This window comes from Mycobacterium sp., assembly GCF_035697385.1.
Taxonomy (GTDB): domain Bacteria; phylum Actinomycetota; class Actinomycetes; order Mycobacteriales; family Mycobacteriaceae; genus Mycobacterium.
Genome location: NZ_DASSCY010000214.1, coordinates 15,069 through 37,962, shown reverse-complemented (window position 1 = coordinate 37,962; position 22,894 = coordinate 15,069). Strand labels below are relative to the sequence as shown.

At 64.6% G+C, this 22,894-nt stretch carries 27 protein-coding genes and 1 pseudogene; 14 read left to right on the top strand and 14 right to left on the bottom strand.

Features of this window, described 5'->3' with window-relative positions; translation table 11 throughout:
* A partial coding sequence (locus VFH65_RS18320) for a TetR family transcriptional regulator (RefSeq protein ID WP_353323348.1) occupies nucleotides 1-590 on the bottom strand: 590 nt, incomplete at its 3' end.
* A gap of 90 nt (nucleotides 591-680) precedes the next feature.
* Between VFH65_RS18320 and VFH65_RS18315 the strand changes: the two genes are divergently transcribed.
* From VFH65_RS18315 to VFH65_RS18275, 9 genes are all read left to right on the top strand, one after another.
* A complete protein-coding gene (locus VFH65_RS18315) occupies nucleotides 681-1,511 on the top strand; it encodes a mycofactocin-coupled SDR family oxidoreductase (RefSeq protein ID WP_353323355.1) in 831 nt (276 codons plus the stop codon).
* Nucleotides 1,508-2,332: a mycofactocin-coupled SDR family oxidoreductase gene (locus tag VFH65_RS18310; RefSeq protein WP_353323346.1), complete on the top strand. Its 825-nt coding sequence runs from the start codon at nucleotides 1,508-1,510 to the stop codon at nucleotides 2,330-2,332. The genes VFH65_RS18315 and VFH65_RS18310 overlap by 4 nt, the downstream gene beginning before the upstream one ends.
* Entirely contained in the window at nucleotides 2,329-3,132 is an 804-nt protein-coding gene (locus VFH65_RS18305) for a carboxymuconolactone decarboxylase family protein (protein WP_353323344.1), read from the top strand. The genes VFH65_RS18310 and VFH65_RS18305 overlap by 4 nt, the downstream gene beginning before the upstream one ends.
* Nucleotides 3,132-4,589 carry an aldehyde dehydrogenase family protein gene (locus tag VFH65_RS18300; protein ID WP_353323342.1) on the top strand — a complete coding sequence of 486 codons (1,458 nt, stop codon included), beginning with the start codon at nucleotides 3,132-3,134 and terminating at the stop codon, nucleotides 4,587-4,589. Before VFH65_RS18305 ends, VFH65_RS18300 begins: the two co-directional genes overlap by 1 nt.
* 14 nt (nucleotides 4,590-4,603) lie before the next feature.
* Nucleotides 4,604-5,806, top strand: a complete 1,203-nt coding sequence (locus tag VFH65_RS18295; RefSeq protein ID WP_353323341.1) for a cytochrome P450 — start codon at nucleotides 4,604-4,606, stop codon at nucleotides 5,804-5,806.
* Between the two features lie 74 nt (nucleotides 5,807-5,880).
* On the top strand, nucleotides 5,881-6,720 hold the full coding sequence (locus VFH65_RS18290) for an SDR family oxidoreductase (protein ID WP_353323340.1): 840 nt from the start codon (nucleotides 5,881-5,883) through the stop codon (nucleotides 6,718-6,720).
* A gap of 38 nt (nucleotides 6,721-6,758) precedes the next feature.
* A complete protein-coding gene (locus VFH65_RS18285; protein ID WP_353323339.1) occupies nucleotides 6,759-7,358 on the top strand; it encodes a helix-turn-helix domain-containing protein in 600 nt (199 codons plus the stop codon).
* Nucleotides 7,351-8,091, top strand: a complete 741-nt coding sequence (locus VFH65_RS18280; protein ID WP_353323338.1) for a B3/B4 domain-containing protein — start codon at nucleotides 7,351-7,353, stop codon at nucleotides 8,089-8,091. Before VFH65_RS18285 ends, VFH65_RS18280 begins: the two co-directional genes overlap by 8 nt.
* 1 nt (nucleotide 8,092) lies before the next feature.
* Complete coding sequence (locus VFH65_RS18275; RefSeq protein WP_353323336.1) at nucleotides 8,093-8,752, top strand: FMN-binding negative transcriptional regulator; 660 nt, start codon at nucleotides 8,093-8,095, stop codon at nucleotides 8,750-8,752.
* Between the two features lie 18 nt (nucleotides 8,753-8,770).
* Here the strand turns inward: VFH65_RS18275 and VFH65_RS18270 are convergent.
* Nucleotides 8,771-9,295 (bottom strand): annotated as a pseudogene (locus VFH65_RS18270) (carboxyl transferase domain-containing protein); the annotation flags it as partial.
* Nucleotides 9,296-9,550: 255 nt separating this feature from the next.
* Between VFH65_RS18270 and VFH65_RS18265 the strand changes: the two are divergent.
* Nucleotides 9,551-10,135 carry a TetR/AcrR family transcriptional regulator gene (locus VFH65_RS18265; protein WP_353323334.1) on the top strand — a complete coding sequence of 195 codons (585 nt, stop codon included), beginning with the start codon at nucleotides 9,551-9,553 and terminating at the stop codon, nucleotides 10,133-10,135.
* Between the two features lie 6 nt (nucleotides 10,136-10,141).
* On the opposite strand, the gene VFH65_RS18260 is transcribed toward VFH65_RS18265, so the two are convergent.
* Nucleotides 10,142-10,981 (bottom strand): mycofactocin-coupled SDR family oxidoreductase, encoded by an 840-nt coding sequence (locus VFH65_RS18260; protein WP_353323332.1) that lies wholly within the window; start codon nucleotides 10,979-10,981, stop codon nucleotides 10,142-10,144.
* Nucleotides 10,982-11,187: 206 nt separating this feature from the next.
* Between VFH65_RS18260 and VFH65_RS18255 the strand changes: the two genes are divergently transcribed.
* The 3 genes from VFH65_RS18255 (at nucleotide 11,188) to VFH65_RS18245 (ending at nucleotide 12,970) form a co-directional block, all read left to right on the top strand.
* Nucleotides 11,188-12,474: a cytochrome P450 gene (locus VFH65_RS18255; protein ID WP_353323331.1), complete on the top strand. Its 1,287-nt coding sequence runs from the start codon at nucleotides 11,188-11,190 to the stop codon at nucleotides 12,472-12,474.
* Nucleotides 12,471-12,662: a ferredoxin gene (locus tag VFH65_RS18250; protein ID WP_353323330.1), complete on the top strand. Its 192-nt coding sequence runs from the start codon at nucleotides 12,471-12,473 to the stop codon at nucleotides 12,660-12,662. The genes VFH65_RS18255 and VFH65_RS18250 overlap by 4 nt, the downstream gene beginning before the upstream one ends.
* A gap of 68 nt (nucleotides 12,663-12,730) precedes the next feature.
* Nucleotides 12,731-12,970 (top strand): DUF1330 domain-containing protein, encoded by a 240-nt coding sequence (locus VFH65_RS18245; protein WP_414688446.1) that lies wholly within the window; start codon nucleotides 12,731-12,733, stop codon nucleotides 12,968-12,970.
* A 65-nt stretch (nucleotides 12,971-13,035) separates the two neighbouring features.
* Here the strand turns inward: VFH65_RS18245 and VFH65_RS18240 are convergent, their stop codons facing one another.
* The 9 genes from VFH65_RS18240 to VFH65_RS18200 form a co-directional block, all read right to left on the bottom strand.
* Nucleotides 13,036-13,803, bottom strand: a complete 768-nt coding sequence (locus tag VFH65_RS18240) for an alpha/beta fold hydrolase (RefSeq protein ID WP_353323327.1) — start codon at nucleotides 13,801-13,803, stop codon at nucleotides 13,036-13,038.
* Between the two features lie 11 nt (nucleotides 13,804-13,814).
* Nucleotides 13,815-14,012 carry a ferredoxin gene (locus VFH65_RS18235; protein ID WP_353323326.1) on the bottom strand — a complete coding sequence of 66 codons (198 nt, stop codon included), beginning with the start codon at nucleotides 14,010-14,012 and terminating at the stop codon, nucleotides 13,815-13,817.
* The gene (locus VFH65_RS18230) at nucleotides 14,009-15,211 is read right to left on the bottom strand and encodes a cytochrome P450 (protein ID WP_353323324.1); all 1,203 of its coding nucleotides are present in this window, start codon (nucleotides 15,209-15,211) and stop codon (nucleotides 14,009-14,011) included. Before VFH65_RS18230 ends, VFH65_RS18235 begins: the two co-directional genes overlap by 4 nt.
* Nucleotides 15,212-15,334: 123 nt before the next feature.
* Nucleotides 15,335-16,153, bottom strand: a complete 819-nt coding sequence (locus VFH65_RS18225) for an NAD(P)-dependent oxidoreductase (RefSeq protein ID WP_414688445.1) — start codon at nucleotides 16,151-16,153, stop codon at nucleotides 15,335-15,337.
* A gap of 4 nt (nucleotides 16,154-16,157) precedes the next feature.
* The gene (locus VFH65_RS18220; protein WP_353323322.1) at nucleotides 16,158-16,976 is read right to left on the bottom strand and encodes an NAD(P)-dependent oxidoreductase; all 819 of its coding nucleotides are present in this window, start codon (nucleotides 16,974-16,976) and stop codon (nucleotides 16,158-16,160) included.
* Entirely contained in the window at nucleotides 16,976-17,815 is an 840-nt protein-coding gene (locus VFH65_RS18215) for an alpha/beta hydrolase (protein WP_353323354.1), read from the bottom strand. Before VFH65_RS18215 ends, VFH65_RS18220 begins: the two co-directional genes overlap by 1 nt.
* A gap of 50 nt (nucleotides 17,816-17,865) precedes the next feature.
* Nucleotides 17,866-19,524: a thiolase C-terminal domain-containing protein gene (locus tag VFH65_RS18210; RefSeq protein ID WP_353323352.1), complete on the bottom strand. Its 1,659-nt coding sequence runs from the start codon at nucleotides 19,522-19,524 to the stop codon at nucleotides 17,866-17,868.
* 10 nt (nucleotides 19,525-19,534) lie between these two features.
* Nucleotides 19,535-19,777 (bottom strand): ferredoxin, encoded by a 243-nt coding sequence (locus VFH65_RS18205; protein WP_353323321.1) that lies wholly within the window; start codon nucleotides 19,775-19,777, stop codon nucleotides 19,535-19,537.
* The gene (locus tag VFH65_RS18200; RefSeq protein WP_353323320.1) at nucleotides 19,774-21,072 is read right to left on the bottom strand and encodes an NADH-ubiquinone oxidoreductase-F iron-sulfur binding region domain-containing protein; all 1,299 of its coding nucleotides are present in this window, start codon (nucleotides 21,070-21,072) and stop codon (nucleotides 19,774-19,776) included. The genes VFH65_RS18205 and VFH65_RS18200 overlap by 4 nt, the downstream gene beginning before the upstream one ends.
* 33 nt (nucleotides 21,073-21,105) lie before the next feature.
* Between VFH65_RS18200 and VFH65_RS18195 the strand changes: the two genes are divergently transcribed.
* Nucleotides 21,106-21,588, top strand: a complete 483-nt coding sequence (locus tag VFH65_RS18195) for a hypothetical protein (protein ID WP_353323319.1) — start codon at nucleotides 21,106-21,108, stop codon at nucleotides 21,586-21,588.
* 8 nt (nucleotides 21,589-21,596) lie between these two features.
* Here the strand turns inward: VFH65_RS18195 and VFH65_RS18190 are convergent, their stop codons facing one another.
* Nucleotides 21,597-22,505, bottom strand: a complete 909-nt coding sequence (locus VFH65_RS18190) for an alpha/beta fold hydrolase (RefSeq protein ID WP_353323318.1) — start codon at nucleotides 22,503-22,505, stop codon at nucleotides 21,597-21,599.
* Nucleotides 22,502-22,867 (bottom strand): Rieske (2Fe-2S) protein, encoded by a 366-nt coding sequence (locus tag VFH65_RS18185; RefSeq protein ID WP_353323351.1) that lies wholly within the window; start codon nucleotides 22,865-22,867, stop codon nucleotides 22,502-22,504. Before VFH65_RS18185 ends, VFH65_RS18190 begins: the two co-directional genes overlap by 4 nt.
* Nucleotides 22,868-22,894: the final 27 nt, after the last annotated feature.

Here is a 22,894-nt window from a genome sequence, read left to right as displayed (position 1 = left end):
TAGCGAGAAGCTTCATAGCCAGTCGTCAGATAGTGCACGGTGCGCTCGAGGCTCGGCACAATCTCGGCAATCGCGATTTCGCCGGCTGCGAAGCGGCCCATCAAGCCGTAGACAACGCTGGAGACGATGGTGTCAACGTCGCGGATGAAGTCGGCGTCAGCGCCGGCGAGCGCCTCCATCGCCACCGGGACCACCGTGTCGAACCCGCGGCGCACCAGCTTCTGACCACCTGGGGCTGTTCGTGCTCGGAAGTAGGCCTCGAGCATCGCGGGGTGACGCTCCCATGGCTCAAAGATGGTGCGCAGCACCCGCATCAGGCCGACGTACAGCGACTCGTCCGCATCGTGTGGTTGGGTCAAACCGGAATACCGGTTCTCTGTCATCCAACACTCGAGCGCCTTCAGGATCAGCTCGTCGCGCGTGCCGTAGCGCTTGTAAATTGTTGCCAAGGATGTCCGTGCCCGCCGAGCGACCTCGCGCAATTGCACGGCGTCGTAGCCCTCGGTTTCGAGTAACTCGACGACGATGTCCAGAATCCGGTCGCGTTGCGGTTCAACATCGTCGCCGCTGACCACTTCAGCACTAGTCACTTTTGCAAACGCCCTTGCTGTCTATGAGTAACCAGGTTACCGTACCTGATGTAACACGGTTACTCCCCTAGTGCAATGAAGCGAGGATCGATGGGTTGTTTGGACGGGAAGGTCGCATTCATCACCGGCGTAGCCCGCGGACAGGGGCGCAGCCATGCTGTGCGGCTGGCCGCCGACGGCGCCGCGATCATCGGCGTGGACATCTGCGCCGACATCGCGTCCAACGGCTACCCGATGGCGACGCGAGAGGAGCTCGACGAGACCGTCGCATTGGTGGAAGCCAAGGGCGGCAAGATGTTTGCCTCGGTCGACGACGTCCGCGACTATCGCGCGCTGAAGGCGGCTCTCGATGCCGGCGTGGAGCAGTTCGGTCGGCTGGACATCGTGCTGGCCAACGCGGGCATCGCGACCATGGCGTTTCGCGAACTGACCGACGAAGAAGATCTCGAGCAGTGGACCGATGTCCTCACCGTGAATCTCGTCGGCGCATTCCACACGACCAAGGCGGCGATACCGCACCTGATCGCCGGCGGGCAGGGTGGTTCGATCGTCCTCACCAGCTCGACCGCCGGATTGAGGGGTTTCGGCGGACTCCAGGGCGGAGGACTGGGCTATGCGGCGTCCAAGCACGGCATCGTCGGCCTGATGCGCACGCTTGCCAACGCCCTTGCACCACATAGCATTCGGGTCAACACGGTGCATCCGACGGCCGTGAACACGATGATGGCCGTCAATCCGGCCATGCTGTCGTTCTTGGAGAACTATCCCGACGGCGGCCCCCATCTGCAGAACCCGATGCCGGTTGCGCTCTTGGAGCCCGAGGACATCAGCGAGGCCATCGCCTACCTGGTCTCCGACGCAGGCAAGTACGTCACTGGCGTCACCTTCCCCGTCGACGCTGGCTTCACCAACAAGTTATGAGCGACAACGGATCTCGCGTCACCGGTCGGGTTGCCGGCAAGAAGGTACTCATCACCGGAGCGGCGCGGGGGATGGGCCGCAGTCATGCGGTGCGGCTCGCCGAGGAGGGTGCCGACCTCATTCTCGTCGACATCTGCGAGTCGCTGCCCGAATTGGAATACCCACTGGCAACGCCGGAGGATCTGAACGAAACCGCCCGGCTGGCCGAAAAGCACGGCGGGCGAGTCGTGACCTCCATCGTCGACGTTCGCGACGAGGCGGCGTTGACGAAGGCCGTGAACACCGGTGTCGCCGAACTCGGTGGACTGGACGCGGCGGTGGCCAACGCCGGTGTGCTGACGGTGGGCACGTGGGACAAGACCACTTCCGAGCAGTGGCGAACGGTCGTTGACGTCAACCTGATCGGCACCTGGAACACGTGTGCGGCCGCGCTGCCGCATCTCGTGGAGCGTGGCGGAAGCCTGGTCAACATCAGCTCGGCGGCCGGCCTGAAGGGCACACCGCTGCACCTGCCTTACACCGCATCCAAGCACGGAGTCGTCGGCCTGAGCCGGGCGCTGGCCAACGAGCTTGCCGCACAGAATATTCGGGTCAACACGGTCCATCCGACCGGAGTCGAAACGGGTATGCAGCCACAGTCGCTGCACGCGCTCCTCGCCGAGAGTCGTCCTGATCTTGTTCCGATATTCCTCAACGCTTTGCCTGCGGTGATGGCCGAAGCGATCGATATCAGCAACGCCGTGCTGTTCCTTGTTTCCGATGAGAGCCGCTTTGTGACGGGATTGGAGTTCAAAGTCGACGCAGGAGTGACGTTGCGATGACAACAGTCGATATCGATCGTTCCGAGCGCGGCAGGCGCGCCTTCGCGGAAGTGATGACATTTCCTCCACCAGAGGATCCGACCCCTGCGACGACGAATGGGTTGCTCGACTTCGTCTTCGGAGAAGTCTGGTCTCGCCCGGGGCTGAGTAGGCGGGATCGGCGGTTCGTCACGCTTCCATGCGTGGCGGCAGCCGACGCGGAAGGACCTCTGAAGGATCACGTGTATGCAGCCTTGAACAGCGGTGATCTGACGATCACCGAAATGCGGGAGACCGTCTTGCATTTCGCGGTCTATAGCGGCTGGCCCAAGGCGTCCCGATTCAACATGGCGGTCGACGAGCAGTGGGACCGTATCCACCGCGAGCGGGGACAGGCGGTGCCACCGCCCGATCCGCTACTACCGCTGGTTACACCGAGTGACCCCGAGCGGCGGCTGCTGACCGGAGAACAATCGTTCAAGGACATCAACTGCTTACCGTTTGCGCCGCAGCGGGATAACCCGTATCAAGGCGCGGGCATTCTGAACTTCGTCTTCGGCGAGATGTGGCTGCGGCCAGGACTCGGCATGAGGGAACGACGGCTGGTGACGGTCGCATGCGTGGCATTCCAGGACGCGCCGTATCCGATCATGAGCCATGTCTACGCCGCGCTGAAGAGCCGTGACCTCTCGTTCGACGAAATGGATGAACTGGCATTGCATTTCGGCGCCTACTACGGATGGGCAAAGGCCGCCAGCCTCGGCCAGGCGATCGACGAGCAGAAGCAGCGCGTCCTGAACGAGTGGCGAGAGGAGGCCTGATGACCTCGATCACCGACACGATCTTCACTGGGCTGCTCATCGGCGGCGACCGAGTCAACGAGTCGTCCGGCGGGACGCATTCACATATCTACCCGGCCACAGGCCAACCGAACGCGGCTGTCCCCTTGGCCGGCGCGGCCGAGATCGACGGTGCCGTCGCCTCAGCCTGGGACGCGCATCGAGAATGGATGTCGCTTACCGTCGACCGACGCCGAGACCTGCTGATCGACCTCGCCGACGCCGTGCACGAAAACCTCGACGAGCTTGCTCGTCTCAACGTGCACGATTACGCGGTTCCGATCTCCTTCGCCGGTACCGCGCTGCTGCTCGAGCGGTTCCTCCGCTACTACGCCGGCTACGTCGACAAGCCCCACGGCTCCAGTACGCCGGTGGACTGGTCCTTCGACGTCAACCTGATTGAACGTGAACCATACGGCGTCGTCGGCGTCATCACCCCGTGGAACGGCGCACTCGCCGTGACGGCTTCGTGTGTCGCGCCCGCACTCGCCGCCGGTAACGCCGTGCTCCTCAAGCCCTCAGAGCTGGCGCCACTCGCCAGCCTGCGGTTCGGCGAATTGTGCACCCAGGTCGGTCTGCCGGCCGGGCTGGTGAACGTCGTGCCGGCGGGCCCGGAAGGGGGTGAGGCGCTCGTGCGTCACCCCGGCATCCGCAAGATCCACTTCACCGGCGGAGATGCCACCGCACGCAAGGTTCTCCAGTCGGCGGCAGTCAATCTGACGCCTGTGGTGGCCGAACTCGGTGGCAAATCGGCCAACATCGTTTTCGACGATGCCGATCTCGACGCCGCGGCGATGTTATCGGCCCATCAGGGCCCGCTGATGCAGTCGGGACAGAGTTGCGCGTGCGCAAGCCGCGTGCTGGTCCACGAGTCGGTCTACGACGCGTTCGTGGAGAAGTTCGTTGCCGTCGTAGAAGGGTCGACGATCGGGGACCCACTCGACCCTGCAGTCGTGTTCGGGCCGGTTATCAATCAGTCCGCGATCGACCGCATTCTCGGCGTGATCGACGAAGCCGTGGCGACGGGTGCGGGTGACCTCCTCGCCGGAGGCAAGCGGCTGGGCGGCGCACTCGCACAGGGCTTTTACCTTCAGCCGACGGTGTTCGCGGGCGTCGACAACTCGTCCGCGCTGGCGCAGACCGAGACCTTCGGACCCGTCGTTTCGGTGATGAAGTTCAGCGACGAAGCAGAAGCCGTGCGCATCGCCAACGACACGCCGTACGGCTTGAACGCGTTCATACAGACCAACGATCTGAGCCGGACACATCGGGTCGCTCGCCGGCTTGAAGCGGGCTCGGTGTGGATCAACAAGTACAGCGATATCTCTCCGCAGGGGCCGTACGGAGGCTATAAAGAGAGCGGATTCGGCCGCACCGGCGGCATCGAGGGCCTGCAGGAGTTCCTACAGATCAAGAACATCCGCATTGCGATGCAATAGCAGAAGGCAGCACGATGACGACCTCGCAAAGCACGGACGTCTACTACGACCCGTATGACGTCGAGATCGTGGCCAACCCGTATCCGGTCTACGCCCGGCTGCGGGAAGAGGCGCCGATCTACTACAACGAACGCTTCGACTTCTGGGCGATCTCCCGGCACGCCGACGTCGAAGAAGCGCTTAGCGACTGGCCGACCTTCTCGAACAGTCGAAGCGACATCCTCGAACTGGTCAAGTCGGACTTCGACATGCCTCCCGGCGTGATGATGTTCGAGGACCCTCCCATGCACACCATGTTGCGGGGCTTGATGTCTCGGGTCTTCACTCCGCGCCGGATGGCCGCCATCGAGGATCAGATCCGGCAGTATTGCGTACGCTGCCTGGATCCGCACGTCGGCTCTGACGGTTTCGACATCATTGCCGAGCTCGCATCGATGATGCCGATGCGGGTCATCGGGATGCTGCTGGGCATACCCGAGTCGGATCAAGTCACGGTCCGCGACGCCAACGACGCGAACCTGCGCACGAAACCCGGCACCCCGATGAAGGTGGTGGACGCCGACGCGATCGCCGACGGACGGATCTATGCCGACTACGTCGACTGGCGTGCCAAGAACCCGTCCGACGATCTGATGACGGCGCTGCTCAACGTCGAGTTCGAAGACGAGAACGGGGTGACCCGGAAACTGACACGCAAGGAAGTGCTGCACTACACCCAGGTTGTCGCCGGCGCAGGAAACGAGACGACCGGTCGACTGATCGGATGGCTGGCGAAAGTTCTTGCCGAACACCCCGATCAACGCAGGACGGTTCTCGACGACAGGAGCCTGTTGACGCGCACCGTCGACGAAACCCTGCGCTTCGAACCGACGGGCCCGCACGTCGCCCGTTGGATGGCACGGGATTTCGAGTGCTACGGCACAACAGTGCCAGCTGGAAGCGCGATGCTGCTGCTGTTCGGTGCGGCCAACCGCGACCCACGCCGATACCAGGACCCGGACACGTTCAACATTCGTCGCGACAATATCTCCCACATCACCTTCGGTAAAGGCGTCCACTACTGCCTCGGCGCGAACCTGGCGCGGCTGGAAGGCCGCGTCGCCCTCGACGAACTGCTCAATCGGTGGCCGGAGTGGGATATCGACTACGAGACAGCGCAACTCGCGCCGACATCGACCGTTCGCGGCTGGGAAAGGCTGCGCCTGGTCCTGCCGTGAGTCGCGGGGCCGCAGCCACCCCATGCGTGACACCCGGCCTGTGAAATGTAACGGCAGCCGTATATCGTCCACGTATGAGTCGAGTGTCGGTAATCACGGGCGGAGCGGGTGGCATGGGTCTGGCCACGGCCAAAGTCGTCGGCCGGGACCACGCAATCGTGCTTTGCGACGTCAGGCAGGACCGGCTTGATACAGCGGCGGCCACGCTGAGCGACCTCGGAATGACGCCCTCGGCCGTCAACTGTGACGTCACCGACCGCCAGGCGGTTGCCCGGTTGCTCGATACCGCGGCTGACCTCGGGACGATCGCCTCCGTGATCCATACCGCGGGGGTAAGTCCCAGCATGGGCGACGCCGATTACGTCATGCGGACCAACGCCCTCGGCACGGTCAACGTCAACGAGGTCTTCTACGGGAACGCTGCCGAGGGGGCCGCGATCGTCAACGTCGCATCGATGGCCGCCCATATGCTGCCGCAGGAGATGATTCCGACAAAGCAGTTCCCGCTAGCCCTTCAGGATGAAGACACCTTCATGAACGACATGATGTCGGTGTGCGACATCGTTCCTGAGGATGCGCGGTCCGGCATCGCCTACGCCGTGAGCAAGAGCTTCGTCCGGTGGTACAGCACATCACAGGCCGAGAGGTTCAACGGTCGCGGGCTCCGGATCGTCTCGGTCTCCCCGGGGTCCATCGACACCGAGATGGGCAGGCTGGAGGAGCAGGCCGGGGCCGGTGCGATGGTCACCGACGCAGCGGTTCCGCGGTGGGGCAAGCCGGAAGAGATGGCAGAGCTACTCGCATTTTGTGCCAGTGACAAGGCCGGCTATCTCACCGGCTCGGACATATTGAACGATGGCGGAGTGATCGCCTCGATGGCGGAGCGAGCCAGGGTGGCCGCCGAAAAGGGTTGAACAGGTTCACTGCACTCTGAGTGCGCTATAGTGCACTAGTGGATCAGGGCACCGCAGCTCTCGCATCGGCGATCGGTGTTCGGGTCAGGCAGGAGCGGCTGTCGCGGCGTTGGACGCTGGATCAGTTGGCGGAGGCTGCCGGGGTGAGTCGCCGCATGGTGGTCAACGTCGAGCAGGGCGCCGCAAACCCCAGTGTGGGAACGCTTTTGAGGATCAGCGATGCGCTCGGCGTGGGGCTGCCGGCGTTGGTCGAGCCGCCTCAACCCAAGCCGGTGAAGGTCACTCGCCGCGGTGACGGTGCCACCCTGTGGAGCAGCGATTCGGGTGGACGCGGCGTGCTGGTGGCAGGCACGAAACCGCCGAACGTGGTCGAACTGTGGGACTGGACCCTGTGCTCAGGCGACCAGCACACGAGCGAAGCCCACACGCCTGGTACGAAGGAGCTCCTGCAGGTCCACGAGGGCAAGGTCACCGTCGGGGTGGCAGACCAATCCGTCACTCTCCAAGCGGGCGACGCGATTGCATTTCCCGGTGACGTGGCGCATTCATACACCAACGTCGAGACGCAGCCGGCGAGATTCTCCCTGGCCGTCTTCGAGCCGGGAGTGGGAGCCGCGTCGGAGGTGAACGATGACTGACATCGTCCTACTCGAGGGAGTTCTCGCCGGCGCGTATGTGGACGCCCCGGTGTTCGCACTGCGACCCGACTACCGTGTCCTGCTGCTGGCCGTCGACGGGCTCATCACCAGTCCGGGCGATCAGGGCAGCGAAGCGCTGCTGCGTGCGGCCGAAAACGCAGCGCGCCAAGCGCTTTTCGAGCGCGCGGTGGACGAGCTGCCACACGTGGCAGCGTGGCGGGAGGCTTACCGCGCGTTCGGGGCCAAGCCGCAGCGCACCCGCAACAGCGTCGAGGCGCTGCTGCGGCGTGCCGGATCCGGGCTACCGCGGGTGAATCGGCTCACCGACACATACAACGCCATCTCGGTGCTGCACCAGATCCCGCTCGGCGGGGAAAACCTGACGCGCTACGCCGGCTCGCCTCACCTGATCCGTGCCGCAGGTAACGAGCCGTTCGACACCATGGTCGACGGCACCGCGGCCATCGAGTACCCCGACCCCGGGGAAGTCGTGTGGTGCGACGACGCGGGGGTGACCTGCCGGCGCTGGAACTGGCGGCAGGCACACCGCACCCGACTGCGCGACGACACCACCACGGCGCTGTTCATCCTCGACGCGCTCGACCCGATGACCGATGCGGCGCTTCACGCCGCCGCCGACGACCTGGTTTCACACCTGGCGCGATTCGGACCCGATGTGCACGTGGTTCGTCGTCTGATAGCCAGCGGCACAACGCCTTTCGAAGGAGACTGACATGCTCATTCACCCGTGGGATGCCGCGCTCGATACTGGTGAGTGGCAGGACTGGCTGGCGTCCACCGACCGGTTCGGGATGCTCGCGGTCAACAACCTCGACACAGCCGATGCGCCGTTTGTGCTGCCGCTGCATTTCACTGTTGCCGGCGACGAGCTACTGATCCACCTGGCCCGACCGAACCCGGTCTGGCCGCATCTGGAGGCCGCTGCTGAAGTACGCCTGGCCATTGCTGGCGACTACGCGTACATTCCGACTTACTGGCGGGCCAAGGCCGGTGGACCCGACGAGGACGGCGTGCCGACCAGCTACTACGCCTCCGTGCAATTCGTATGTCGGCCAACGGTTGTCGACGACCCGCAGGACAAGGCCGACATCCTCACCGCGCAACTCGCCGACCTCCAACCCGAAGGTCGCCACGCGGCGGTCACCGTCGACTCGGCGCCCTATGGGCGGATGCTTTCGGGTATCCGGGGCGTCCGACTGGCAGTGATGCGGGTGGATGCCAAGTTCAAATACGACGACGCCAATCCCGTCGAGCATCGCCAACGCGTCATCGACAATCTCGAGCAGCGCGGCCACGGGCTCGATGCCGGGGCCGCCGCGCAGCAGCGGCGGCGCCTCGCCGCGATCGGTGACTGGCGGACCCGCCGAGGATAGGTGTTCTTCTCGCCGCCACTAGCCGGCTACGGCCAGGGTCAGACCATGTTGACCGATCCGGTCGAATCGTTGTGCACGAGCGGCGAGCCTTTGCACGACATCGGCGTTGCCCAGCCTCGCCAGTTCGTCGCGGAGCGCGGCGCCGACCCGGAGACAGAATTGCTCAGGTTCGGCGGCGGCGTCGGGATATTCGGGAACGACTCGGTCGACGACTCCGTTGGCAAGCAAGTCCGCGGACCGCACTCCCTGTTTGACCGCCATGTCCGCAGCGTGGCTGGTGTCGTGGTAGAGGATCAGGCTGGCTCCCTCGGGAGGAAGAGGGGAGAGCCATCCGTGCCGGGCGGTCAGGATCCGATCGGCAGGCACAAGTGCGAGTGCTCCGCCGCCGGTTCCTTCGCCGAGAAGCACCGAGACAGTGGGCACCTCGAGTGCAACCATTTCCGCGATGCACCTGGCGATCTCGCGGGCCAATCCACCCTCCTCGGCTTCCCGCGACAACGCCGCCCCAGCGGTGTCGATCACGGTGACGAGCGGCAGATCCAGGCCGCCATGACCTCGGCATCACCCGTGACCGCAACCTAAGGATCATGTGCGATGGCTTGATCGGAGAAATAGTCCACTGACGCGAGATCGGTCATTTGCTCTTCCGCCCCTCATCTCCACTGATGCGCCAAAGAGTAGTAGAGATTTGATCGATCGATCAAACTGCTAGAATGGATCATGCTTAACACGCGTCGCGGCGACAGGTCAAGAGTCTTTGATTGGGTTAGCGCCCACGCGGTTTGGGGAGACCACTAGATGGCCGCAGCGACGAAGGCCGCAGCAAAAGACGTCGGCGCGCGGCAGCGCTTGATGGAGGCGACCGCCCAAATAATGAGGGAGGAAGGCTACGCGGCCGCGACGTCGCGCCGAGTGGCCGCGGTCGCCGGGGTTCGTTCAGCGCTGGTGTACTACTACTTCCCGACGATGGACGACCTGTTCGCGGAAGTGCTGCGGGCCGGTGCGGAGGTATCGCTGGCCAGAATGCGCGAAACGCTCACCGCCGAGGACCCGTTGCGCGCGCTGTGGGAGATCAACACCGATTCCCGGCTCACGGGACTCAACACCGAGTTCATGGCGCTGGCGAACCATCGCAAGGTGATCGGTGCCGAGCTGAAGGCCTACGCCGATCGCGTGCGCGATATCGAAACCGCTGCCGTGACAGTCGCTTTGCGGGCCTACCGCGTCGATTTCGACGAGTATCCGCCGGTCGTCATTTCCATGTTGCTGACGCAGATGGGACGAAGCCTATGCAACGAGAGCGCTATCGGCGTCACAGACGGTCACCGGGAACTGCGTGCATTCATCGAGCGCTACTTGAGCCGGTTCCGTACCACCGACTAGGCCGAGCTACTTCAGCATGCTTCCCGCGTCGACGGTGAGCGTGAGACCCGTGACGTAGCGGGCTTCTTCGGACGCCAAGAACAGGACGGCATTGCTGATGTCGACCGGTTCCACCCAGCCGACCGGCAGCACGTGCATGAACTGAGCGGCGACGGCGAGGTCGTCAGGGCCGGGGTTCTCCAGATCGGGGCGGAACAACTTCATCGTCCCCTCGTTCATGAACATCGGGGTGTTGACGTTTGTGGGGTGCACCGAGTTGACGCGAATCGAGTGCTGCCCGAGTTCGACCGCGAACGTCCGCATCAGGCCCACCACACCGTGCTTCGCGGCGATGTAGTGACCGGTATGGGGGTAGGCCTTGAGCCCGCCTACCGAGCTCGTCAGGATGATCGAACCGCCGCGGCCGCCGGAGAGTAGATGTGGCACACCGGCTTTGACGGTGTGCCACACACCCGACAGGTTGACGTCGATCATGTCTTTCCAGTCGTGCTCGCTGGTCTTGTCGAGGGTTGCTCCGCCGTTACCGATCCCCGCGTTGGCCACGATGATGTCGAGCCGGCCCAACTGCTCGACACCGCTGTCGATTGCGGCCTTCAGCGCGTCGTAGTCGCGCACGTCGACCTCGGCGGTGACGATGCGGCGGTTATGTGCCTTGACCAGATCGGCCGTCTCGGCCAGGTCGTCCGGCGTGGACGGAGGGATCTCGCTGCTGCGACTGATCGGTTTGCAAATGTCGATGGCGATGATGTCGGCGCCCTCTTGTGCCAGCCTCATCGCGTGGCTTCGACCCTGTCCCCGTGCCGCACCAGTAATGAACGCGACCTTGCCGTCAACCCGGCCTGCCATAGCCAACCCCATTTCCTGATCGGTCGATCAAGAGACAGTCCCATTTCCGAACCGCGGGTGTCAACCCGGGTCGCAGCCCCGATCTGGCCCAGTGCTGAGCACTCGCTCGGCACCCCTCGTTGACGCAGGACAGCGGGTATGGAAATCTAATACCCAAAGATGAGAATCACGTTCTCGTAGATCGAGATCGTCGAAACGGAGGGCGCATGGCGGAAGACCTCACTTCGGCCGACTTCTTCCGGGACGGTCGTCTGACGGACGATCCGTACCCGTTTTACGAGGCACTTCGCAACAAGTGCCCAGTCAGCCGCGAGGACCACTACGGCGTCACGATGGTGACCGGCTGGCAGGAGGCCGTTGACGTCTACAACGACGAGCAGACCTTCTCGTCGTGCATCTCGGTGACCGGCCCGTTCCCTGGCTTTCCGGTCCCGCTCGAAGGCGACGATGTCACCGAGCTGATTGAGAAGCACCGCGACGAGATTCCGTTCAGCGACCAGCTGCCGACCCTGGACCCGCCGACGCATACGAACCACCGGGCACTGCTCATGCGGCTGATCACACCCAAGCGCCTCAAGGAGAACGAGGACGCGATGTGGCAGCTCGCCGACGATATCCTCGACACCTTTCTCGCGCCGGGCGAAGGCGAATTCATCAAGGGCTTCGCGGGTCCGTTCACCCTGCGCGTCATCGCCGACCTGCTCGGGGTGCCGGAAGAGGACCGACCTGAGCTGCTCGAGCGGCTGGCGCGCGGCACTCACGGGGGCGGTATCGGCAATGCGGACAAGACACTGACCAAGACGCCGCTGGAGTATCTGTACGACGTCTTCGCAACGTATGTGGAGGACCGTCGTCGCGAACCTCGTGATGACGTGCTGACGGGGCTGGCGACCGCGACCTTCCCGGACGGCACGATGCCCGAGGTCGGAGACGTTGTGAGGGTGGCCACCAACGTCTTCTCGGCCGGGCAGGAAACGACCGTGCGGCTGCTGAGCACCGCGTTGAAGGTGATGGGGGACCGCCCCGACATTCAGCGCAAACTGCGCGAGGACCGCAGCCTTCTGCCGAACTTCATCGAGGAATGTCTGCGCATCGAAAGTCCCGTCAAGGGCGACTTCCGGCTGTCGCGGGTACCGACAACGGTCGGTGAGCAAGCCGTTGCCGCAGGCTGCACGCTGATGGTGATAAACGGGGCGGCCAACCGCGACCCGCGGCGGTTCGAAGAGCCGGACACCTTCGACCCCGAACGCAAAAACGCGCGCCAGCACCTCGCGTTCGGCCGCGGTATCCACAGCTGCCCCGGCGCACCGCTGGCCCGGGCGGAGACCCGCGTCGGACTCGAGCGGCTGCTGGACCGCACGACGGACATCAAGATCTCCGAGGACAAGCACGGTCCCGCGGATAACCGCCGCTACCAATACATTCCGACCTATATTCTGCGCGGGCTCACGGAGCTGCACCTGGAGTTCGACCTCGCTGACGGTGCGTCGTGAAGGTCAAAGTCGACGAGGATCGGTGCCGCGGCCATGGCATGTGCCTGACGCTGTGCCCCGACGTGTTCACCATGACGGATGACGGCTACGCCGTCGCCGATCCGTCGGAGGTACCCGAGGGGCTCGAGGGCGCAGCGAAGGAAGCCATCGAGTGCTGCCCCGAACAGGCCATCAGCGAAACTGACTAGCACGCAAGGAGATTAGAGTGCCCAAAGGCTATGTGATCTTGACCGAGGACATCAAGGACCCGGCGGGGATGGCCGAGTATGGCAAGTTGGCCATGCAGGCGATGGCCGGTGCGACGATAGTGGCCGTGGACCAGAAGCCCCAGGTGATCGAGGGCACCTGGCACGGCAGCCAGACCGTCGTGCTGGAGTTCGAGTCTGTGGACGCCGCTCGCACCTGGTACGAGTCGGAGGCCTACCAGAAGGCGGCCAAGGTCCGCCAGGGTGCCGCGGACTGCAATGCGGTGATCATCTCCGGCTTCGGCTCCTAGCGCCGAAATAGAATTCCGGGTCGTCAAGCCGCGCGTTCTACAGCCTGGAATTCTATTTCGCGGGTCTAGTCGGGGACGAGCGGACCCGTTGGCTTCGTGGTCGTCGCGTGCACGAGCAGCTCGGCCAGCTCCCGCGGACGGCTGAGGAACGGCGAGTGTGACGTGTCAATGGCCAACTGCTCCACGCCAAGTCGACGCGCCACCGTGTCGGCCAGCCATCGCGGCATCGACCGATCCTGCAGGCACAGAATGAAACTGCGGGGGAGATCGGCTGCCCAGAACCGGGGCACCGACACCGGTGTGACGGTCGTGTCGCCGAACCGTTCGGCGTCGAGACGCTCGAACGCCCAGCGGGCGGTCGCTTCGTCGCAGTCATGGTAGAAGTACTTCCACGCACTCTCGAAGTCGGCGAACGTCATCGCACCGTCATCGTCGAAATGCAAGTAGCCCAACATCTCTCCGACGTCGGCGTCGAACTTCCCGTCGGGAACGTCGCCGGCGTCGCGCATCGCCATCGCCTCGGGATAAGTGCGCCCTTCGCGCGGCAGTGCTGCGGCGACATAGGCGATGTGGCTTACCAGCTCCGGCGCGAAGTCGGCGGCCAATGTCGCATCGAACCCGCCGCCCGAGTGGCCGACCAGGACATCACCGGGCCGCAGCACCGAGACGATCGCGTCGCGACGGTTCGCCAGCGTCGATTCCTCGTCGGCACGCGTGCCATGCCCCGGAAGATCGACGGCGATGCCCTCGTGGCCGAGCCGTTCTAGCTCGCTGACCGTTCGTTCCCAGCACCACGCGGCGTGAAAACCGCCGTGCACGAAGACAAATCGCATCTAAGCCAGCGTCACTCGTCGCGAATGAATATCGCCTGCCTTGGACATTGACGCACCGCTTCGCGGATCTGGTGTTCGTTCTCGGGGGTCACCTCGTCCTGCAGAACGTGGAGGAAGTCCTCGTCGTCGAGGTCAAACACCTCCGGGATGATGCCCATGCACACCCCGTTGCTCTCGCACAGACCGAAGTCGACTTCGACCTTGCTCATCGCAGCACCTTCACCGGCACATTCTGGTAACCCGCCACGTTCTGCATGTTGACGCGCTGCAGGCCGTCGAAATCGACCTCATAGCGCGGCATGAAGTCGAGTAGGTGGTCCAGTGCGATCGCGCTCTCCATTCGGGCCAGCGCCGCACCGAGGCAGCTGTGGATCCCGTAGCCGAGCCCCAGGTTCTGCGCCTGCGCGCGGTCCCGGTCGATGTCGAAGGTCTCGGCGTCGTCGAAGGCTCGTGGATCGCGGTTGGCCGCGGCGCCCATGAGGAAGACCGGTTTGTTCGCGGGAATCGTGCCGCTGGGCACCGTCACCTCTTTGACGCTGTAGCGGACGTTGTACTGGACCGGTCCGACGTAGCGCAGCAGCTCCTCGACCGCGGCCGGGATCTTGCTGCGGTCGTCGAGCAGCTTCTGCCACTGGTCAGGGTGTCGGGCGAACTCCACCACGGCGCTGCCGACGAGCTTGGTGACCGTCTCCGCGCCCGCGCCGCCCAGAAGCGTGGTGAATCCAGTGATCTCGATGTCGTCGAGCTTGCGCATCTCGCCGTTCTCGCAGGGGATCTCCGCGGCGATGAGCCGGCTGATCATGTCGTCCTGCGGGTTCTTCCTTCGCTCCTGGACGAGGCCGTAGTAGTAGATCCCCGAGTCGATGTTGGCCTGCATGTTGTCGTCGTCCAGATCGATCTGTCCCGGCTTGCGATGCAAGCTCGTGTCGATCCAGTGCCGAACTTGCTGGCGGAAGTCCTCGGGCACACCCGCCATCCGGGTGATGACCTCCACCGGGAACGGGCCGGAGAAGTCCTGCACGACGTCGAAGTTGTCCGGATCCGCCTTGGCCAGATAGTGCTCGATCAGCTCTGTGACGGTTTCCTTCTGCGACTGGATGGCACGCGGCGTGAAGGCCTTGTTGAGCAGGCTGCGCATATGGCGATGGTCGGGCGGGTCCATGAAGATGATCGACCTCTGGGGCACCTCCCCGGTGCGCACCATGCTCAGGTCGCAGCCGCGAGCCGAAGAGAAGGACTCGTGATCCTTGAACGCGGCGGCCACGTCCTCGTGGCGGGTCAGCGCATAGAAGTCTTCCTGCTCGTCGTAGTACAGGGGTGCGTCGTCGCGCATTCGCGCGTAAATCTCGTACGGGTTTTCGAAATACTCCTGCGAAACCGGGCTGAACACCAATTTGGGCTTGGTCATGATCTCCTCTTTCGCGGCGGGCTGGGAGCCGGAAACGTTACGAGAGGTCGCTTAACTGTAACGCTAACAGTTTCCTCCTCGGTATTCATCGAAATGGGCTAAGTACCGGGCCGAATTCATGGTTCAGGCCTCAAGGCCCGCGTTGATGACGTCATCGAGCAACCCCAGATCGCTTCCGAGTTCGGCGGCGATCTTCCGGGCCACGGCGACGTCTTTTCCGATGAACTCGCCAACCCCGTCGACGAACGCCTGTACTGATCCCCGCGGCGCGATGAATTCGCCGACGCGGCTAGCCCCGCTGCCGTGCGGCACCGATGCCAGTAGCTTCGACTCTTCGACCCCCAGCCGACCACCGAGCTCGACAGCCGCACGCAGGAGCCCGATTTGCGCGGCGAACAACGTGTTATTGATCAATTTCACCCGCTGCCCGGCTCCGATTGGACCGACGTGGAGGATGGGGTCGCCATAGCTCGCGATCACAGGCTGGGCCCGCGTGACGGCTTCGTCGGATCCACCCACGAACAGCGTGACGTGGCCCGCGGCGATGTCGTGCGGGCCGCCGCTGACCGGGGCGTCGATCACGTCGATGCCCGGCGACTGGGCTGCGATGGCCTCTGCGGTGCTTGGGCTTCCCGTGGTGTGGATGACGAGCACGGAGCCCGGTGGCATCGCGGAAACCAGCTCACCCTGCAGGCACACCTGCTGGACTTGGTCGTCGGTGAACACGCAGACGATGACCACCTCGGCGCCGTCACTGACGTCGGCAAGCGTCGTCACCGGCCGTGCACCGAGCTCGCGGATCGACCGGCACGCCTGGTCAGACCGACCGAGCGCCTGCACGTCGTGGCCGGACTCGACGAGGCGGCGGACCATGGGACCGCCCATGCGCCCCGCGCCGACGAATCCGACCCGTGTCATCGGTGCGCTCTGCTCTTCGCGCAAGCGCTCATCGCGGATGTTCCATAGACGTCAATGCGGCGTCCGCCGCGGTGAACACCGCGCCCTCGGCCGCCGAAGCACTGGCGGCAATGCTGGCCGCGTGGCGAACGTCCTTCTGCAGCAAGGCCCCTGCGATCGGCGCGAGTCCCTCCGCGGTCCCGCCGAACATGGAGATGCTGGCGAGTGCCTTGCTGGTGGCGGAGCCGCCGTTGAGGACCTCGGCGAGCCGCTCACGAGGGATGCCGAGCGATTCGCCAAGGTCCAGGGTGCTCAGGGCGCTGCCCAGATTGGCGGTGAACAGGAGGTTGTTCAGAATCTTGGTGACCTGGCCGGCGCCAAGCGGTCCCAGGTGCACGATGGGGTCGGCATAGGTTGCGAAGACGGGCCGGCAGCGATCGACGACGTCTTCGTCGCCGCCGACCATTACCAGGAGCTTTCCTTCTTCGACGGCGGGGCCACCGCCGCTCACCGGAGCGTCGATTACCGAAACTCCTTGCTTCTCAGCAAACTTCGCGATCTCTCGGCATGTGTCGGGATGCACGGTGCTGTGGATGGCGACGATCCCGCCTGGAGCCAATCCCGCTAACACCCCGGTCTCGCCGGCGAGTACCTCCCTGACGTCGTCGTCCCCGACCACGCACAGGCAGACAAGGTCACTCGCGGCGCCCAGTTCGGCGGGCGAGCCCGCAGTCTTTGCCGCGGTGTCGGCGTACGGTTCGAGGCTGGCATCCCGACGCGCCCATAGCGTTGTCTCGAAGCCACCTTCGACGATCCGCCGCGCCATGGGGCCGCCCTGGCTGCCCAGTCCGATGAATCCGACGCGCATCAAACCGCCTCCAATTTGGTGTTCGCGTTCTCTTGTGCGACTACACATTCCTCGACAAACGACAGCACCTTCATGTGGTAGGCCGCCGCATTGACCGACAGGGAAAGGTTGTGACCGGCACCGACCTGCTCGTTGAGAACGAAGCGGGGAGACTTCGTGAACAGTGCCCCGATCGCCGCCAGCGCGCCGGGGTCTGACCGCCATACCTTCTCGTGATCGGCGACACTGAACTGAACTGGGGCGCGTACCTGCCCGGCCAGTGCCGGAAAGTCTTGCCGCGGCCAGTCTTTGACCATCGCGGCCTCGTAGGCAGCGCCGGTCGACGAGTTCGTGATGCCCGTCAGAACCTCGGGGGGATACAAGTGCGCAGGCTTCCAGAGCAGATCGCGCAACCCCGTTGGCCGTTGCGTCGCGGTGGCCGACTTGAGGATCTCTTTGGCGGCGTCGGCGTATTGCAGCCCGGTGCCGGCCAATTCGACGCCAAGCAGGTCGGCAGCTCTTTCGTCGACCGCCATCCGGATGGCCAACTCGCAACCGTTGGAATGGGCGAATAGAAACAGCCCAGCCCCTCGCGGGCTCGACCCGAGGATCTTGTCGACCGCGCCGTACGCCAGTTCGACCCGTTGCTCCGGACGTTCGATCGCGTCGGGATAGGGTGCCGAGCTGCCGTAACCCGGCCGGTCGAGAGCGATTACGGTGAAGCCGAGCGCCGCGCCGGTGCGCAGCATCGACAATCGCGGATGGCCGGGGCAGTCGAAATACGCTGCGGTACTGCCACCCCCGTGGAAGGCAACGATGACGGCGCGCGGCTCGGCCGCCTCTGCAACCAGCCCGGACATCGGTACGCCGTCGACGAGGACGACGCGGGGCCTCGGAGCCGCCCCGGTGCTCACTCGTCTGTCCGTAGCAGCAGCACGCCGCTGGGCGTCAGACCGCCACTGCTGGCGACGGCTACGCGCGCATCCTTCACCTGACGCTCACCCGCTTCGCCACGCAGTTGGGTCACCGCCTCGTGGATCAGGCCCATGCCATGGGTGCGGCCGTGGGAAAGCTGGCCGCCGTGGGTGTTCAGCGGTATCACGCCATCGCGGGCGATGGCCTTTCCGCCGTCGAGAAAGTCCTTGGACTCGCCGATGCCGCAGAAGCCGAGCGCCTCCAGCCAGGACAGGCAGTTGAAGCTGAAGCCGTCGTACAGCTCAGCAACATCAACATCCTTGGGCCGCAACGAGGTTCGCGTCCACAGATGTGCCGACTGACCCAACACCTGGGGTTCATGGGTCATGGTGGTCTGGTCCCAGTCGGTGCGTTCGATGATCTGGGTGCCGACCGCCTCGATCAGGACCGGCTGTTTGGGCATGTCACGGGCAACGTCGACGGCCGACACGATGACCGCGATGGCGCCGTCACACGGCACATCGCAGTCGTACAGTCCGAACGGCGTGGTGATCATTCGCGCGTTCAAATAGTCATCCATGGTCATGGGGTCGCGATAGATGGCCGTCGGATTCAGCGCGGCATTGGCGCGCTGGTTCAACGCAATCCAGCCGAGCGTCTCCCTCGTGGTGCCGTACCGGTGGAAGTGGCGCTGCGCATTGAGCGCGAGGGTATGGGCGGCGGATGTCGCGCCGAACGGCATCTGCCAGCTGGAGGTTCGCGAGCCCCCAGGAGGGGACATCTTGCCTTCCTTCATCATCTGCTGGAAGGTCGCTTCCCACAGTGTTCGGAAGCACAGCACGTGGCGGGCCATGCCCGTGGCGATCGCCATCATCGCGGCGATCACCGATCCGCCGGGACCGAACGTGTCCATGCCGCCGTTGATCCACGTCGGGCGCAGCCCAAGTGCGCCCTCGAGTGCGGATACCCCGCCTTCTCCCATGCCTGCGATATCGAGGCCCGGGTACGTCGACAGCCCGTCGATGTCGTCGAATGTCAGTCCGGCGTCGGCTATCGCGGCCTCGCACGCCTCGATGGTGAGTGAAAGCGGCGGGACCATCAGCCTGCGGCCCAGCCTGGACGCTCCGATACCGGTGATCGCCGACTTGTCCTCGAACTTCTCCCGGGTCAGCGGCGGGCGGACATAGTTTGCGAAGTCCTGCGGGGCGATCTCATCGGCAGGCAGGGCAGCGGTCTTTTTTTCGGCCGTAGGCCGGAAGAGCGGCAGCCAGATGACTCCACCTTTGTCCTCGACTTTGTCGAACACGACCTCGACGGATTGACCAAGCTCGAGGTCGCCGGGTTCACACTCGACAATGTTGGTAGTCAACCGAACTCGTGGATCCTCCGCGACGGCGACCTGGGCCACAACATAGGGAGGGGGAAGGTCGGGAAAGCCGAACCGATGGTTTACCGTGAAGGCCGTCAGCGTGCCCTGCCCGGACACCGTGCGCACACCCATCTCGTGGCTGCGGCAGTACCGGCAAATTGGAGCAGGCGGGTGGATCAGCGCCTGACAGCTCTGGCACTCCTGAATGCGGAGCACGCCATCGGCGCCTGCGGTCCAAAAGAATTCGTTGTCTGGGGTCAGCTGGGGTAGTGGGCGGCGCGGGATGTCCAACGCGTCAACTCCTCGTGTCTTGGGCCGCGGCCCGTCCGTTGGTGGGCATTGCGCTGCGCACCTCGATGATCGCGTGCACCGGGCAGTCCAAGAGGGCGCGCATCACGGCGTCGTGGTCCTCCTCGGGAACCGTGCCGTTGCCGATCAACGACGCGTATCCCCAGTCGTCCAGCGAAAAGTATTCGGGCGCATGCTTTGCACACAGCCCGAAGCCGTCGCACATCGTGCGATCCAGACGAATTCTCATGCCGTCATCACCGCCTCCACCTCGTAGGGACGCAGCGCGCTGAAAACGCCGGCATGGCAAGTGTCACAACCGTTCTCCAGGTGCCGCTCCACGATCGCAGGGAATGCGTTGAGCAGGCTAGCCGCCGTGTTCGTAGCGCCGTCCAGCGTCCCGCAGGCACCGCGGCCGCGCAGCACCACCGACCACCGTTCCAGCCGAGCCAGATCTTCAGATGTCGCAACGCCGTCGCGCAGCGCCGCGGTGACCGCCGACATGGCCGCGGTGCCGTTGAAGCAGGAGCCGCACTGTCCAGCGTTCTCGCGGTCGTAATAGGCCATCACCGAGGCAGCGACGGCGACCGGGCAGTCGTCGGTCAGGATCGCGATCGCACCGCACCCGAGCCCGCTGCCGAGCCGCCGCATCGATTCGTGGTCGAGCGTCTCGTCGAGGATGTCGCGATTCAGTAGGCCTGCGAAGTAGCCGCCCATCAGCACGCCGCGGACCTGATCTGCCGAAACTCCATGCAGCGAAAGCAGTTCGGTGAACGCCGTCCCGTGCGGAAGCTCGTACAGTGCCGGTGGTTGGCCGGCGCCGGTGATCGTGGCGAGGAAGGTCCCTGGCGACGCAGTGGTCCCGTGACTGCGGTAGGACGCCGATCCGTGGCGCAGCAGGAACGGCAGATTCGCCAGCGTCTCGACGTTGCTGATCATCGTCGGTAGTCCAGCGACCCCCTGCTCGAACGGGCGCGGCGGCTTGTCTGTCGGCTTGGCGGGGCCGCCGTTGATGAGCCGAACCGCGGCGGTCTCTTCGCCTGCCACATATCCCGGCTCGACCGTGACCACCGTGATGACGAGCCCGCCCAGCACTTCGGTGTCGAGCGCGGCCAGCGCCGCCTCGACGGTCTCGGCGGCGCGTGGATCGGAGACATAAACATGGGCACGGTCGGCGCCGACCATGTGGGCGGCGAGCCGCAAACCGTCGAGCACCAGATGCGGGCGGTTTCGCAACAGCCATCGGTCCTTGACCGACGCCGGCTCACCCTCCTCGCCGTTGGCGATGACAACCGCACCACCACAACGACGTCCGTTGTCACGGACCGTACGTGCCTTGACGGCAAGCGGAAAGGCCGCACCACCTCGGCCGAGCAATCCGGACAGGTCGACCTCGCCCAGCAGACGCTCTGGATCCTCGAGAGATTCGTACCCGCCGTTCGCGCGGTATTCGGCGTAGTCCTCGGTGCCGGGCAGCGACCGCAGCAGTCGCGGCTCGATACGGGGCCAAGCGGCGACGGTCAGATCGATCGAGGTGGCTGTCATCCGCGCCTCCCGCTCATGGATACGCTTGCCCGCATGAGAACCGCGGTGGTGCGAGTCCGGGTGGACCCGGCCGGGCAGCTCAGCCCCGCGCAGTTAACCGACGGCATGACGAACCTCCGCGGTTTGGCGACTGCAGCCGGCTTCGACGTGCTCGAGAACAACCTCGCCGCGATGCCTCCTGCACGACGAGAAGTCGAGATCTTGATGGTGGGAACCGATACCGATGAACTGCAACGCACCGCTGTGGCGTTGTGCGCTCGCGCTTTTGGGGTCTTCGGTACAGAGCCGGTTCCCGGAGTCACCACCTTCATCAGCAGGGGAACCGACGACGACGCCGTCGGTGTGCTGGCCGGGTTCGGTCTGGCCGGTGAGATCGAACGCCGGCCCGGCGACCAGGGGTTCGACGTCGTGCACGTCACGCTGCGCAAGGCTGACCTGGAACGCGTGCCCGAAAGCCGCATCCACACTGCCCTCGAAGCGTCGCTCAACTGCGAGGTGCACATCCGCACGGAGTAAGTCGATCATCAGCGCAGGAAGTCCAGGATCGCCGGCGCGGCCTGCACCCACGTGTCGAACATGTTGAAGCGCTTGACCTTCCCGGAGGAACGAGCTTCGCCAGCGCGCTCCCAGGCGTCCTCCGGCCACGGCGGGTCGATCAGCTTGGACCCCTTGATGAGGCAGCTCACTTCCAGTGACGTCCGCTTCGGGTGATCGAGGTCGTTCTCACCGCCGCGGATGATCAGCGTTGGCACCTTGATGTTGTCGAACATCTCGTCCTCCACGCCCGGGATGGTCTGGCCGGGCTTGGGCACGAAGGCATTGAGCCAGCGCAACATCAGCTTGAGGAACTCGTCGGGGTCCATGGCGAGAAACCGGTCGCGGTTCGCGGGGTTCTCGGCGATGCGTTCCTTCCACTCGTCGACGTGGACGACGCCGTTCATTCCGGCGCCGCGGACCGCAAGGATGCTCGGCACGATGTAGTACGAGCCGAGGACGAACGAGCCGTAGACTCCGCCGACGATGTTCCACACCACAAGCTTTCGGACGATATCCGGGTAGAGCATCGTGGTCAGCATCGAGTCCCTTGCGCCGCCCGAACCACCGGCGATGATGCACGGCCCGATGTCAAGGCCGGTGATCAGCGCGTGCAGCGTCTCGGCGCGCATGTGCGACTCGCTGTGGCCGTAGAACTGCACATCGGACTTGCCGCAGTTCGGCCGGTCCCACAGCAGCACGCGGTAACCACCCTTGACCAAGGCCTGCGCCAGCGGCCGCAGTCCGGGGATGTCCTTGCTGAACCGGCCGCCAGGGGTCAGTGCGATGAAATCGCCCTCTTTGCCCAGGATTTCGTAGACGACGTTGCCGCCGTTGACCTCGAAGGTCTTCTCGCCACGCTTCAGTTTCGGCCCCGTAGATTCAGTAGTAGTAGTCATGCCATCACCAGCACATCGTTGCCGACGACCCGGACCGGGTAAGTGCGGATGCTCCACTCCGGCTTGACCGCGGTGGTACCGGTCGCGAGCTCGAAACCCCATTGATGCCATGGGCAGTAGATGAACTCGAGATCGCGGACCATCACGGCGTCGCCAGGCACATTCTCGTCGACGATGGTGCGGCCCCTGGCCCGGCCCGAACACAGCGGACCGCCTTCGTGCGGACAGTAGTTCGCAATGGCGTAGAAAGTGCCGTTGACGTTGTACACCCCGACACCGTGGCGCCCGATGGGCACCAATTTGTGTGTGCCGGGCGGGATCTCGTCGACCGTAGCGACGACATGCTCACGCCCCTGCGCCAGCCGGGGCGGCTTGGTCTCCTCTGCTGT